Annotated in this window: 15 protein-coding genes; 6 read left to right on the top strand and 9 right to left on the bottom strand. The window is 68.9% G+C overall.

Annotation, left to right across the window (positions count from 1 at the left end; genetic code table 11):
• Positions 1–8: 8 nt before the first annotated feature.
• Positions 9–1,640, top strand: a complete 1,632-nt coding sequence (locus tag PARJ55_RS0115340; RefSeq protein ID WP_028713837.1) for an alpha-D-glucose phosphate-specific phosphoglucomutase — start codon at positions 9–11, stop codon at positions 1,638–1,640.
• Positions 1,641–1,705: 65 nt separating this feature from the next.
• Here PARJ55_RS0115340 and PARJ55_RS0115335 read toward each other — a convergent pair whose 3' ends face one another.
• The 5 genes from PARJ55_RS0115335 to PARJ55_RS0115315 all read right to left on the bottom strand — a co-directional run bounded on the left by PARJ55_RS0115335 (position 1,706) and on the right by PARJ55_RS0115315 (position 4,801).
• Entirely contained in the window at positions 1,706–2,044 is a 339-nt protein-coding gene (locus tag PARJ55_RS0115335) for a carboxymuconolactone decarboxylase family protein (RefSeq protein WP_028713836.1), read from the bottom strand.
• 101 nt (positions 2,045–2,145) lie between these two features.
• Entirely contained in the window at positions 2,146–3,288 is a 1,143-nt protein-coding gene (locus tag PARJ55_RS0115330) for an alpha-D-ribose 1-methylphosphonate 5-triphosphate diphosphatase (RefSeq protein ID WP_028713835.1), read from the bottom strand.
• 165 nt (positions 3,289–3,453) lie between these two features.
• On the bottom strand, positions 3,454–4,134 hold the full coding sequence (locus PARJ55_RS0115325) for an NAD-dependent deacylase (protein ID WP_028713834.1): 681 nt from the start codon (positions 4,132–4,134) through the stop codon (positions 3,454–3,456).
• A gap of 7 nt (positions 4,135–4,141) precedes the next feature.
• The gene (locus tag PARJ55_RS0115320; RefSeq protein ID WP_028713833.1) at positions 4,142–4,447 is read right to left on the bottom strand and encodes a hypothetical protein; all 306 of its coding nucleotides are present in this window, start codon (positions 4,445–4,447) and stop codon (positions 4,142–4,144) included.
• A 168-nt stretch (positions 4,448–4,615) separates the two neighbouring features.
• Positions 4,616–4,801: a heavy-metal-associated domain-containing protein gene (locus tag PARJ55_RS0115315; protein ID WP_028713832.1), complete on the bottom strand. Its 186-nt coding sequence runs from the start codon at positions 4,799–4,801 to the stop codon at positions 4,616–4,618.
• A 103-nt stretch (positions 4,802–4,904) separates the two neighbouring features.
• On the opposite strand from PARJ55_RS0115315, the gene PARJ55_RS0115310 reads away from it, so the two are divergent.
• Both PARJ55_RS0115310 and lepA read left to right on the top strand, forming a co-directional pair.
• The gene (locus PARJ55_RS0115310) at positions 4,905–5,810 is read left to right on the top strand and encodes a DMT family transporter (RefSeq protein ID WP_036697533.1); all 906 of its coding nucleotides are present in this window, start codon (positions 4,905–4,907) and stop codon (positions 5,808–5,810) included.
• A 41-nt stretch (positions 5,811–5,851) separates the two neighbouring features.
• Positions 5,852–7,651, top strand: a complete 1,800-nt coding sequence (gene lepA, locus PARJ55_RS0115305; RefSeq protein WP_028713830.1) for a translation elongation factor 4 — start codon at positions 5,852–5,854, stop codon at positions 7,649–7,651.
• A gap of 510 nt (positions 7,652–8,161) precedes the next feature.
• Here the strand turns inward: lepA and PARJ55_RS22280 are convergent.
• On the bottom strand, positions 8,162–8,356 hold the full coding sequence (locus tag PARJ55_RS22280; protein WP_036714297.1) for an entericidin A/B family lipoprotein: 195 nt from the start codon (positions 8,354–8,356) through the stop codon (positions 8,162–8,164).
• A gap of 263 nt (positions 8,357–8,619) precedes the next feature.
• On the opposite strand from PARJ55_RS22280, the gene PARJ55_RS0115295 reads away from it, so the two are divergent.
• Entirely contained in the window at positions 8,620–8,940 is a 321-nt protein-coding gene (locus PARJ55_RS0115295) for a TraR/DksA C4-type zinc finger protein (RefSeq protein ID WP_028713829.1), read from the top strand.
• Between the two features lie 8 nt (positions 8,941–8,948).
• Here the strand turns inward: PARJ55_RS0115295 and PARJ55_RS0115290 are convergent, their stop codons facing one another.
• Entirely contained in the window at positions 8,949–9,092 is a 144-nt protein-coding gene (locus tag PARJ55_RS0115290; protein WP_028713828.1) for an entericidin A/B family lipoprotein, read from the bottom strand.
• Between the two features lie 112 nt (positions 9,093–9,204).
• On the opposite strand from PARJ55_RS0115290, the gene PARJ55_RS0115285 reads away from it, so the two are divergent.
• On the top strand, positions 9,205–9,507 hold the full coding sequence (locus PARJ55_RS0115285) for a hypothetical protein (protein ID WP_028713827.1): 303 nt from the start codon (positions 9,205–9,207) through the stop codon (positions 9,505–9,507).
• Positions 9,508–9,534: 27 nt separating this feature from the next.
• Here PARJ55_RS0115285 and PARJ55_RS0115280 read toward each other — a convergent pair whose 3' ends face one another.
• Positions 9,535–10,302 carry an alpha/beta fold hydrolase gene (locus PARJ55_RS0115280; protein ID WP_156929502.1) on the bottom strand — a complete coding sequence of 256 codons (768 nt, stop codon included), beginning with the start codon at positions 10,300–10,302 and terminating at the stop codon, positions 9,535–9,537.
• A 100-nt stretch (positions 10,303–10,402) separates the two neighbouring features.
• On the opposite strand from PARJ55_RS0115280, the gene PARJ55_RS0115275 reads away from it, so the two are divergent.
• Entirely contained in the window at positions 10,403–10,762 is a 360-nt protein-coding gene (locus PARJ55_RS0115275; RefSeq protein ID WP_230376230.1) for a hypothetical protein, read from the top strand.
• Between the two features lie 18 nt (positions 10,763–10,780).
• Here the strand turns inward: PARJ55_RS0115275 and glyA are convergent.
• The coding region (gene glyA, locus PARJ55_RS0115270) for a serine hydroxymethyltransferase (protein WP_028713778.1) at positions 10,781–12,026 on the bottom strand (1,246 nt) is incomplete at its 5' end.

Below are 12,026 nucleotides of genomic sequence, written 5' to 3'. Positions count from 1 at the left end.
AGAGGTCAATGACCGTTCACACCGTCCCGACCAAGCCCATCGCGGGGCAAAAGCCCGGCACCTCGGGCCTGCGCAAGAAGACCCCGGTCTTCATGCAGCCGCATTACCTGGAAAACTTCGTGCAGGCGATCTGGAACGGCACCGGCGGCGCCGCGGGCAAGACCTATGTGCTGGGCGGCGACGGGCGCTATTTCGGCGACCGCGCCGCGCAGGTCATCCTGCGCATGGCGGCGGCCAGCGGCGCGAAGAAGGTGATCGTCGGGCAGGGCGCGCTGCTTTCCACCCCCGCCGCCTCGCACCTGATCCGGCTGCGCGGGGCGGATGGCGGCATCATCATGTCCGCCAGCCACAATCCCGGCGGCCCGACCGAGGATTTCGGCGTCAAATACAATATCGGCAATGGCGGCCCGGCCCCCGAGCCGGTGACCGAGGCGATCTTCGGGGCCACCAAGACCCTGACCGAATACCGTATCCTCGACGCGCAGGACGTCGACCTGTCCCGGCCGGGCATCACGACCCTGGGCGGCATGGAGATCGAGGTCGTCGATCCCGTCGCCGACTATGCCGAGCTGATGCGCTCGATCTTCGACTTCGGCAAGATCCGCGCGCTGTTCGCGGACGGCTTCCGCATCCGCTTCGACGCCATGCACGCGGTGACCGGCCCCTATGCCAGGGCGATCCTGGAAGGCGAGCTGGGCGCGCCCGCGGGCTCGGTGGTGAATGCCGTCCCGAGCCCGGATTTCGGCGGCGGCCATCCCGATCCGAACCCGATCTGGGCCAAGGAGCTGATGGATGCGATGTTCGGCCCCGACGCGCCGGATTTCGGCGCCGCCTCGGATGGCGACGGCGACCGCAACATGATCGTCGGCCGCAACTGCTATGTCACGCCCTCGGACAGCCTTGCGGTGCTGGCGGCGAATGCGACGCTGGTCCCGGCCTATGCCGGCGGGCTGAAGGGGGTGGCGCGGTCCATGCCGACCTCGCGGGCGCTGGACCGGGTGGCGGAAAGCCTGGGCGTGGCCTGCTACGAGACGCCGACCGGCTGGAAGTTCTTCGGCAACCTGCTCGATGCCGGCCGCGCCACGCTTTGCGGCGAGGAAAGCGCCGGCACCGGCTCGGACCATGTGCGGGAAAAGGACGGGCTTTGGGCGGTGCTGTTCTGGCTGAACCTGCTGGCCGAGCGCCGGCAGTCGGTGGCCGAGATCATGCAGGACCACTGGACGCAATACGGCCGCAACTACTATTCCCGCCACGATTACGAGGCTGTGGATGCCGGCGCCGCCGGCGAGCTGATGGCGGCGCTGCGCGCGCGCCTGGCCGATCTGCCGGGCCAGACCGCCGCCGGGCTGCGCATCGAGGCGGCGGACGAGTTCGCCTATGACGACCCGGTGGACGGCTCGCGCACCGAAGGCCAGGGCCTGCGCATCCTGACCGAGGGCGGCGGGCGCATCGTGCTGCGGCTCTCGGGCACCGGGACGGAGGGCGCGACGCTGCGCGTCTACCTGGAGCGGGTCGAGACCGACCCGGCCCGGATGCAGGACGAGCCGCAGGGCGCGCTGGCCGGCATCATCGCCGCCGCCGACGAGATCGCCGGCATCCGCGAGCGCACCGGCCGCACCCAGCCCGACGTCATCACCTGACCGGGCGGTGCCTTCGGCCCGGGTCGAAACGCCGAAACGGCCTTGTCGGAAATGCGGCGGCGGGATCAGCCCGCCGCCAGTTCGTCCCAGCAGGCCAGCGCGTGGCCGGCATACATCATGCCCGGCCCGCCGCTCATCTGGATCGCCATGGCCAGCACCTCGGCCAGTTCCTCGCGGCTGGCGCCGGCCTTCATCAACGCCTCGACATGGAACAGGATGCAGGGCTCGCAACGCTGCACGACGGCCATGCCGAGCGCGATCATCTCCTTTGTCCTGAGGTCCAGCGCGCCGCCGTCATGCACCGCCTTCGACAGCACGCCGAATCCCTGCATCGCCTCGGGGATGGCCCTGTTCATCACCCGCAACTCGCCCCGCATTCCGTCGATCTTGGTCTTGTAGCTCATGGATCGCCCTCCTTTTCCGGCAGGCCCGTGCTAGCCCGGCCGGAAGCGGCGTGGCTTGATCCAGATCAAGATATATGCGAATTTACGCAAGTAAGATGGAGTCAGACGCGGCGACCGCGCACCCAGGTCTCGCGCATCACCGGGGTGTCGTCCATCATCGCGAAGCGGATCAGGTCGGCGCGCAGCCCCGGCGCGATCCGGCCGCGATCCACCAGCCCCGCCGCCTGGGCCGGATTGGCGGTGACCGTCGCCATGGCGCGCGGCAGGTCGTCCCAGATCCGCGCCAGGATCAGCGCCCCGGCCAGCAGGGCCGAGGGCACGTAATCCGAGCTGAGGATATCCAGATGCCCGGCCCGCGCCAGATCGGCGGCCGAGACATTGCCGGAATGGCTGCCGCCGCGGATCAGGTTCGGCGCCCCCATCATCACCATGATGCCATGGGCGTGACAGGCTGTCGCCGCCTCGGGCGTGGTCGGGAACTCGGCCAGACGCACGCCGTGGCCGGCCGAGACCGCTACATGTTCGGCGGTGGTGTCGTCATGGCTGGCCAGCACCGCGCCCAGCCGATGCGCGATCTCGACCGCCGCCGCCTCATGCGCATCGCCGAACCGGGTGCGCAGGGCCTTCAGCCGGGCGACGTGATCGGCGAATTCCGCGTCGGAAAGCTTGTATTTCCCCTGCACGTATTGCGCGAGCTTGGCGATGTCGCGGAACTGGCGCTGGCCCGGGGTGTGGTCCATCAGGCTGATGATCCCGACCCGGTCTTCGGGGCCGAACTCGTCCAGCTCGGCCAGCAGGGTCTGCGAGCAGACCTCGGCGCGCAGATGCAGGAAATGGCTGATGCGCAGCACGCCGCGGGCGCGGATGGCGGCCAGTTCATGCGCCAGCTCGCGGGCATATTTGTCGTAATCCTCGTCCGGCCCCTCGCTCGGGATCGAGCCCACGCGCATGGCGTCGAAGACGGTGGTGATGCCGCAGCCCGCCAGTTCCGCGTCATGCGCCAGGATGGCGCCGGCATGGGGCCAGTTCACGCCCGGGCGCGGGCGCATGTGGCGCTCGAGATTGTCGGTATGCAGCTCGACCATGCCGGGGGCGAGGAAGTCGCCGCCCATGTCCAGGGCGCCGGCGGGGACGGCCGCGCCCGGCAGGATCTCGGCGACGGCGCCGTCCTCGATCACCACGGCCCCGGGAGTCACGGTCTCGGGCAGGATCAGGCGGGCATTGGCGAGGATGGTTCGGGTCATCTGCGGACTTTCGGGTTTCGGCAGGCAAGGGGTGGCCGATCGCGGCGCCGTGGTCAAGCGCGGCGGGGGCGGCGGGGGCTCTGCCCCCACGCCGGGCCGACCCCTCGACGGGGCCGGCCCGGCATTCCCCCGGGTATTTGGAAAACAGAGAAGATGCGGAAAGGCTCAGCCGCAGAGCGCGTCCACCCAGGCCGGCACCATCTCGGTCGCGGGGCCGGTGCGGTGCTCGGCGAAATCGCCTGCGACGGCCGAGGCGGCCAGGTTCAGTTCCACCGTGCGGGCGCCGGCGCGGCGGGCGTGCTGCGCGAGCCCGGCAGCCGGATAGACCTGGCCGGAGGTGCCGATGGCGGCGAAGATCTCGGCCTGTTCGACCGCCGCCCAGATCCGCTCCATGTGATAGGGAATCTCGCCGAACCAGACGATGTCGGGCCGGGTCAGCGCCTTGCCGCAGCCGGGGCAGGGGTCCAGCGCCCGCATCACCAGCGCCGCCGGCCAGCGATGCCCGCAGCCGGCGCAGAGCGCGCCCAGCAGGCTGCCATGCATGTGGATCACTTCGGGCGAGCCGCCGCGTTCGTGCAAATCGTCGACGTTCTGGGTGACCAGCGTGACCTGGTGATGCTGCGCCAGCCGGGCCAGCGCGCGATGCGCGGCATTGGGCTGGGCGCGGGCGGCATCGGCGCGGCGCATGTTGTAGAAGCGATGCACCAGCACGGGGTCGCGCCGGAAGCCCTCGGGTGTGGCCACATCCTCGATGCGATGCGCTTCCCACAGGCCGTCCGTGGCGCGGAAGGTGCGGATCCCGCTTTCGGCCGAGATGCCGGCCCCGGTCAGGACGGTGATCCGCATCGGCGCCTCAGTTCGAGCAATAGGCCTCGGCCGTGGCGGCGAAATTCTTGTAGCGCGCCCAGAAGGCGTTGTCGGCGTCGCTTTTCGACATCCGCACCTCTTGCGCCGCATCGGCGTCGCGGAAGAAGCGGGCGGCGCGGCGCTGGTCGGCGCGCGACAGCGTCTGGTCGGCGACCTGCTGGATGCAGCGGCAAGCCTGGCCGTTGCGGGCGCCGCGTTCGGAACGCACGCAGGCGGAATCGATCGGACCGGCGACGGCGAGCGGCGCGGTCAGCACCACCGCCGCGGCGGCGATCATCACTCGGTTGAACATCTCTGTCTCCTCGGCTCATGCCGCGGCGGCGGGGCTGGGCACCCTCTTTCGGCCGCGGATCTTATCCGGGAAAGCTTAGCAGAAGCCGCATTGCCTCTCAATTGCGGCAGGCACGCCGGGCCGTGCCAAGGATGGCGGCTGCGGCCGCCGGGACCGCAAGATATGCCGTCAGGCGGGCTGTGGAGTATAGCCCGCCTCGCGAATCACCTGCTCGGCGCGGGCGGCATCCAGCCCCTCGACCGCGACGCTGCGCGAAGGCAGGTCGCAGGCGGCCCGGCCCCCCGCCTCGGCCACCGCCTTTTCGATGGCGGTGGTGCAATGGCCGCAGCTCATATCCTCGACGCGGAATTTCATCGGTTCATCCCCTTGCCCGCCCGGACTTTCACTTGCCCGGGAACCAGCCTATGATCGCGTCGCGGCGCCGCGGGCGCAACTCCCCCTCATGAGGCTGCGACCGATGGTCACCGAAAACTTCCGTGGCGCGATCCTGATGGTCGTCTCGATGGTGCTCTTCGCCTTCGAGGACATGTTCATCAAGCTGCTTGCGGCCGAACTGCCCTATGCGCAGGTGCTGGGCCTGATCGGGCTGCTGGGCTTTCTCGCCTTCGGCGCCATGCTGAAGCTCAAGGGCGGGCGGCTGTTCACCCGCGACCTGATCCGCCCCATCGTGCTGTTCCGCGGGTTGATGGAGGCGGTGGGCTCGATCGGCATCGTCGTGGCGCTGGCGCTGACGGAACTCTCATCGACCTCGGCGATCATGCAGGCGCTGCCCCTGGCCATCGTGCTGGGCGCGGCGCTGTTTCTGGGCGAGCCGGTCGGCTGGCGGCGCTGGAGCGCGATCATCGCCGGCTTCCTCGGCGTGCTGCTGGTGATCCGGCCGGGGCTGGCGGGGTTCCAGCCGGTGTCGCTGATGGCGCTGCTGGCGGTGCTGGGGCTGGCGGCCCGCGACATCGCCACCCGCCGCGTGCCGGCGCATATCCATTCCGACCAGCTCGCCGCCTCGGCCTTCTTCGCCATCCTGATCGCCTCGGTGCTGATGGGGCTGGTGCTGGGGCAGGACTTCGTCATGCCGAGCCTGCGGCAATGGCTGCTGTTCCTGGCCTGCATCACCGTCGGCGTCGGGGGTTATGCGCTGCTGGTGGCCGCCACCCGGCTGGGCGAGGCCTCGGCGCTCGCCCCCTATCGCTATGCGCGGCTGGTCTTCGCCCTGATCCTCGCCTTCCTGGTCTTTGGCGAGCGTCCGGATGCGCCGACGCTGACCGGCGCCGCGATCATCGTCGCCTCGGGCTGCTACACCATGTGGCGCGAGGCCGCGTTGCGCCGCCGCCGGCTGCGCGAGGCCGGTTTCGTCACCGCCGCATGAACCCTCTTTCCGCAACGCCAAAGCCCTAGTATAGCCCGGCCATGACCGACCTTGACCTCATCCGCAATTTCTCGATCGTGGCCCATATCGACCACGGCAAATCCACCCTGGCCGACCGGCTGATCCAACTGACGGGCACGGTCGCCGAACGCGACATGAAGGCCCAGCTGCTCGACAGCATGGATATCGAGCGCGAGCGGGGCATCACCATCAAGGCCAACACCGTGCGCATCGAATATCCGGCGAAGGACGGGCGCACCTATGTGCTGAACCTGATCGATACCCCCGGCCATGTGGACTTCGCCTATGAGGTCAGCCGAAGCATGCGCGCGGTCGAGGGCAGCCTGCTGGTGGTGGATGCGACGCAGGGGGTCGAGGCGCAGACGCTGGCCAATGTCTATCAGGCCATCGATGCCGGGCACGAGATCGTGCCGGTGCTGAACAAGATCGACCTGCCCGCCGCCGAGCCCGACCGCGTCAAGGAGCAGATCGAGGACGTGATCGGCATCGATGCCCATGACGCCATCGAGATCTCGGCCAAGACCGGGCTGGGCATCCCCGACGTGCTTGAGGCCATCGTCACCCGCCTGCCGGCCCCCAAGGGCGACCGCGACGCGCCGCTGAAGGCGATGCTGGTCGATTCGTGGTATGACCCCTATCTGGGCGTCGTGGTGATGATCCGGGTCATGGACGGGGTGATCCGCAAGGGCGACCGCATCCGCATGATGCAGACCAATGCCGTCTACGGCATCGACAAGCTCGCCGTGCTGCGTCCGCAGATGCAGGACATCGCCGAGCTTGGCCCGGGCGAGATCGGCGTGCTGACCGCCTCGATCAAGCAGGTGCGCGACACCCGCGTCGGCGACACCATCACGCATGAGCGCAAGGGCACCGATAAGCCGCTGCCGGGTTTCAAGCCCGCCCAGCCGGTGGTGTTCTGCGGCCTCTTCCCGGTCGATGCCAACGACTTCGAGGCGTTGCGCGACGCCATCGAGAAGCTGGCCCTGAACGACGCCAGCTTCAGCTACGAGATGGAGACCTCGGCCGCGCTCGGCTTCGGCTTCCGCTGCGGCTTCCTGGGCTTGCTGCACCTGGAAGTGATCCGCGACCGGCTGGAGCGCGAATACGACCTGGACCTGATTACCACCGCGCCCTCGGTGGTGTTCCGGCTGCACATGCGCGACGGCGAGGTGCGCGAGCTGCACAACCCCGCCGACATGCCCGACCTGACTTATGTCGACCATATCGAGGAGCCGCGCATCAAGGCCACGATCATGGTGCCGGACGAATACCTGGGCGACGTGCTCAAGCTCTGCCAGGACCGGCGCGGCATCCAGATGGACCTGACCTATGCCGGCAACCGCGCCATGGTGGTCTATGACCTGCCGCTGGCCGAGGTGGTGTTCGACTTCTACGACCGGTTGAAATCCGTGACCAAGGGCTATGCCAGCTTCGACTACCAGATCAGCGAATACCGCGAGGATTATCTGGTGAAGATGTCGATTCTGGTGAACGATGAGCCGGTGGACGCGCTGTCGATCATGGTGCATCGCGACCGCGCCGAATCGCGCGGCCGGGCGATGGTGGAAAAGCTCAAGGAGCTGATCCCGCGGCACATGTTCAAGATCCCGATCCAGGCGGCCATCGGCAGCCGCGTCATCGCGCGCGAGACGCTGTCGGCGATGCGCAAGGACGTGACCGCGAAATGCTACGGCGGCGACGCGACCCGCAAGAAGAAGCTGCTGGAGAAACAGAAGGCCGGCAAGAAGAAGATGCGCCAGTTCGGCAAGGTCGAGATCCCGCAGACCGCCTTCATCCAGGCGCTGAAGATGGACGGCTGAGAAGACAAGGCCGCGTCCCCCTCTCTCTCGACCAGGCTGCAAGGCCATGCCCCCCGCTATGCCTCTTGCCGTCATGCTCCGGGCCTTCGCGACCTGACACCATCGTCCCGGTCGCCGGTCTTGGCCTCTCCTGCCGCTCGCGGCAGCTCGGGACCGCCGGGCACACCGTTCATCCGCTGCGGCGTGGCGGTCTGCGCAGCCTTGGCCTTGGCGCGCCGGGTGCTGCGGGGCGCCGTCTTCCCATCGCCGCGAGGGCGGCCCGTTCGGCGTCCCAGCCTGCTGCGCCTCGATATCCCCGCCATGGCTCGTGACCTCGCGCGGCGGCGCTGAAAGGGGATCTCGATCCCGGCCGGCCGGAAGCGCGGTTGGACACCCTGGCCTTGCCCGGAAGGGGCCGGCCATCGTCGGCCGATGCCGCAAACCGGCCGGCGTTGGCCGCATGGCCGCCGCCGCGCCTGCCCGGCTTCGCAGCACCGCCCGCCAGCGTTTTCGCGGCGGCGATATCCTGGGTCAGTAGGGCGCGGGTGCCGCTGTCACTGGCGGCGGCGCATAGGGGTCCTGTCCCATCTGCACCTGGCTGTTGGCGGCCTGCTCGCTCAGCAGTTGCCCGGCGGTCTGCATGTCGCGCCCCGCGCCCTGCATGGTTTCGCAGCCTGCGACCGCCATCCCTGCCATCAGCAAACCGATCGTCAGAATCCGACGCATTTTTTGTTCCTTTCTTGCTGCTCGTTTCTGCGCGAAGCCTAAACCAGCCAAGAACCCCCTCAAGCCAGAGCGCGGCGTCCCCCGCCGCAATCGGCAAGGAATGACCCGCCCGCAGCGGGGTTTCCGGCGGATCCCGGCCGATGCCCGGCTCGGTGCCGCCTGCCGGACCGGGCCGGTCGCAGGAAAAAGGTCGCGGATTGATGCAAATCAAAGGCGGCATCGCCGGATCATGCTTTGAATCGGCAGCCGACAGGAGAATCTGCATGGATCTGAATGCCCGCAAGGCCACTCTCGCCGCGCGCCGCGAGGCCATCGTCGCCGATCTTGCCCGCATCCGGGACGAGCTCGACGCCCCGCTGCCGCAGGAGTGGGGAGAGGCCGCCGTCGAGCAGGAGGATGACGAGGTCCTTCAAGCCCTTGGCAATGCCGAACAGGTCGAGTTGCGCCGGATCGACGCCGCCCTTCGCCGCATGGAAGAGGGCGAATACGGGTTCTGCACGCGCTGCGGCGACACCGTCCAGCCGGCAAGGCTGGACCTGCTGCCCGATACGCCGTTCTGCGCCGGCTGCGCGCCGCGGGGTTAAGGCCGCGATCACATGCCGGATTGGGCCTCGTGGCTTTCCCGCGTGATCACCTGCCCTGCGCTCTGAATGTCGCGTCCCGCCCCCTGCACCGTCTGGCAGGCGGCCAGAGCAAGCAGGGCAAGCACAGGCGCCGCATGAAGGATTCGTTGCATATTCAATCTCCTGCCAGGGTTTGCTTTCCGGTTATAACGCCCGCGACCGAAGCCGGTTCCGGCGGGCGTTAACGGCCTCTTAACCGCGGGCTGCTAGACAGGCGGCATGCGTATGATTCTGATGCTTGTCCTGTTCCTTTCGGCCTGCGCCTCGCCGGCACCGCAATTCCTGGGCGCCACGCGGCACGACATCACGCTGGACGGGATCCGCTTCGCCGTGTTTCACGACGGCCCCCAGGCAGAGGTGATCCGGCTGGGCTATCTGACGCGCCGCGAACGCGCGCCGGTGCCGGCGCTCATGGTGATCGCGGCCGAGCGCACGACCGGCTGCACGGCGATCCCGAACAGCCTGCGCAGCCGCATTCCCGGCGATACCGGCGAGGCGCGGCTGTCGCTGCGCTGTCCCGGCGGCTGAACCTGCACCGGGGGCGTTGCGGCCCGGTCAGTCCAGAAATTCCGCGACCGCCTCGGCAATCTCGGCCGGGCGGTCGGCATGGAGCCAATGCCCGGCGCCGGGAATGACGCGGATCTCGGCCTGCGGGAAATGCTCGCGGATCGCCTGGACCTGCGGCGCCCGGCAATAGTCCGACTCCGCGCCGGCAAGGAACAGGGCCGGACCGGTAAAGCTGCCCTTGGGAACGTCGGGCCAGCCGGTCAGCCGGGGCATCTGGTCGCGCAGCGCGGGCAGGTTGAACTTCCAGCGCGGCGGATCGGCCTTCAGGTCCAGAGATTGCAGCAGAAAGGCGCGCACGCCCGGATCGGCGATCCGTTCGGCCAGCCGCGCATCGGCTTCGGAGCGCAGGCGCAGGCCGGTCAGGTCCACCGCTTCCATCGCATCGATATGGTCGCTCTGGCTGTGGCCATAGGCAAAGGGCGCGATGTCCAGGACCACCAGGCGGCGCAGCAGCTCCGGGCGGGTCAGCGCCAGCATCATCGCGGCCTTGCCCCCCATCGAATGGCCCAGGACGTCCGCCTGGCCGCCCTGCGCGGCGATCACCTCGGCCAGGTCGCCCGCCAGGGCGGGATAGCCGTGATCGGCGTCGTGGAAGCTGTCGCCATGGTTGCGCATGTCGACCGAGATCACCCGCCGGGTCTCGGCCAGCCGGCGGGCGAGGCCGCCCAGATTGCGCCCCGAACCGAACAGCCCATGTGCCAGCAGCACCGGCGGCCGATCCGAATCTGTTCCTGTGACGGTCGTGTTCAGCATCATGGCCCGCAACCTAACGGCACTGGCGAAGCGGCGCCAGAGGCGTTAGCCTTGCCGAAAAACGGGATTGGTGGGGGCGATGGGCATCGAGAGGATCCGGCCGATGGCCGACGAGGTGGCCAGCCTGATGGCGGCGCGGTTCGGCGGCCTGCGGCGCGGCCAGCAGGCCGATCTGGAAAGCATGCTGCGCAAGCGCGGCGGGGCGCTGCCGCGGCGCCTGCGGCGCGAGGCGCGCTTCATGGCCGAGGCCGACCGCATGGCAGGCCAGCCGAAGCTGGCGCGGCAGGTCGATTTCGAGCGGCTGGCGCGGGCGCACAGGGCGCTGACGGGCTATCTGCGGCCGCTGGGGCAGGGATCGCGGCTGCAGGGCGGCGCGCTCTCCCTGGCGTCCAGCGTTCTTTTCGGGCTGCTGCTTTTGGCCTGCGTTGCGCTGTGGATCATGGTGCGGCGCGGGCTGGTCTGAGCCTGCGCCGCGGCGGGCTCACATGCCGCTGTAAAGCGGGAAGCGCGCGCAAAGCGCCTCGACCTCGGCCTTGACGCGGGCCTCGACCTCGGCATTGCCCGCCTCGCCATGCGCGGCCAGCCCGTCCACCACCTCGACGATCCAGCGGGCGATCTGGCGGAACTCCTCCTCCTTGAAGCCCCGCGTGGTGCCGGCCGGGGCGCCCAGACGGATGCCCGAGGTCACGAAGGGCTTCTCGGGATCGAAGGGCACGCCGTTCTTGTTGCAGGTGATATGGGCGCGGCCCAGGGCCGCCTCGGTCGCCTTGCCGGTCACGCCCTTGGGGCGCAGGTCCGCCAGGCACAGGTGGTTGTCGGTGCCGCCCGAGACGATGTCGATGCCGCCGCGCATCAGCTCGTCCGCCATGGCGCGGGCATTGGCGACGACCTGCGCGGCATAGTCCCTGAACTCGGGGCGCAGCGCCTCGCCGAAGGCCACCGCCTTGGCGGCGATCACATGCATCAGCGGGCCGCCCTGCAGGCCGGGGAACACGGCCGAGTTGATCTTCTTGGCGATCTCGGCATCGTTGGTCAGCACCATGCCGCCGCGCGGGCCGCGCAGCGATTTATGCGTGGTCGTGGTCACCACATGGGCATGCGGCAGCGGCGAGGGATGCTGGCCGCCCGCCACCAGCCCGGCGATATGGGCCATGTCGACCATCAGCCAGGCGCCCACCTCGTCGGCGATCTTGCGGAATTCGGCCCAGTCCCAGATCCGCGAATAGGCGGTGCCGCCGGCCAGGATCAGCCTGGGCTTCGTCTCATGGGCCTTTTTGCGGATCTCCTCCATGTCCAGCAGCTGGTCCTGCTGGCGCACGCCGTAGCTGACGACGTTGAACCACTTGCCCGACATGTTGACCGGCGAGCCATGCGTCAGGTGGCCGCCCGAATTCAGGTCGAGCCCCATGAAGGTGTCGCCCGGCTGCAGCAGCGCCAGGAACACCGCCTGGTTCATCTGGCTGCCGCTGTTCGGCTGGACATTGGCGAAGCCGCAATCGAAGAGCTGCTTGGCGCGTTCGATGGCCAGCTCCTCGACCACGTCGACATATTGGCAGCCGCCGTAATAGCGCTTGCCGGGATAGCCTTCGGCATATTTGTTGGTCAGGACCGAGCCCTGCGCCTCAAGCACCGCCTTCGAAACGATGTTCTCGGACGCGATCAGCTCGATCTCGTCGCGCTGGCGGCCAAGCTCCTGGCGGATCGCCCCGAAAATGGCAGGGTCGCGG

It is taken from the genome of Paracoccus sp. J55 (genome assembly GCF_000513975.1).
Lineage (GTDB): Bacteria > Pseudomonadota > Alphaproteobacteria > Rhodobacterales > Rhodobacteraceae > Paracoccus.
This window is presented reverse-complemented; position numbering and strand designations above follow the sequence as displayed.

Excerpts from the sequence above, each read along its gene's own strand:
- PARJ55_RS0115275 (WP_230376230.1), top strand. The coding sequence starts at position 10,403 with ATGGCCGACGAGGTGGCCAGCCTGATGGCGGCGCGGTTCGGCGGCCTG.
- PARJ55_RS0115340 (WP_028713837.1), top strand. The coding sequence starts at position 9 with ATGACCGTTCACACCGTCCCGACCAAGCCCATCGCGGGGCAAAAGCCC.
- PARJ55_RS0115280 (WP_156929502.1), bottom strand. The coding sequence starts at position 10,302 with ATGATGCTGAACACGACCGTCACAGGAACAGATTCGGATCGGCCGCCG.
- PARJ55_RS22280 (WP_036714297.1), bottom strand. The coding sequence starts at position 8,356 with ATGCGTCGGATTCTGACGATCGGTTTGCTGATGGCAGGGATGGCGGTC.
- PARJ55_RS0115335 (WP_028713836.1), bottom strand. The coding sequence starts at position 2,044 with ATGAGCTACAAGACCAAGATCGACGGAATGCGGGGCGAGTTGCGGGTG.
- PARJ55_RS0115290 (WP_028713828.1), bottom strand. The coding sequence starts at position 9,092 with ATGCAACGAATCCTTCATGCGGCGCCTGTGCTTGCCCTGCTTGCTCTG.
- PARJ55_RS0115285 (WP_028713827.1), top strand. The coding sequence starts at position 9,205 with ATGATTCTGATGCTTGTCCTGTTCCTTTCGGCCTGCGCCTCGCCGGCA.
- PARJ55_RS0115330 (WP_028713835.1), bottom strand. The coding sequence starts at position 3,288 with ATGACCCGAACCATCCTCGCCAATGCCCGCCTGATCCTGCCCGAGACC.
- PARJ55_RS0115315 (WP_028713832.1), bottom strand. The coding sequence starts at position 4,801 with ATGAAATTCCGCGTCGAGGATATGAGCTGCGGCCATTGCACCACCGCC.
- PARJ55_RS0115295 (WP_028713829.1), top strand. The coding sequence starts at position 8,620 with ATGGATCTGAATGCCCGCAAGGCCACTCTCGCCGCGCGCCGCGAGGCC.
- PARJ55_RS0115320 (WP_028713833.1), bottom strand. The coding sequence starts at position 4,447 with ATGTTCAACCGAGTGATGATCGCCGCCGCGGCGGTGGTGCTGACCGCG.
- PARJ55_RS0115310 (WP_036697533.1), top strand. The coding sequence starts at position 4,905 with ATGGTCACCGAAAACTTCCGTGGCGCGATCCTGATGGTCGTCTCGATG.
- lepA (WP_028713830.1), top strand. The coding sequence starts at position 5,852 with ATGACCGACCTTGACCTCATCCGCAATTTCTCGATCGTGGCCCATATC.
- PARJ55_RS0115325 (WP_028713834.1), bottom strand. The coding sequence starts at position 4,134 with ATGCGGATCACCGTCCTGACCGGGGCCGGCATCTCGGCCGAAAGCGGG.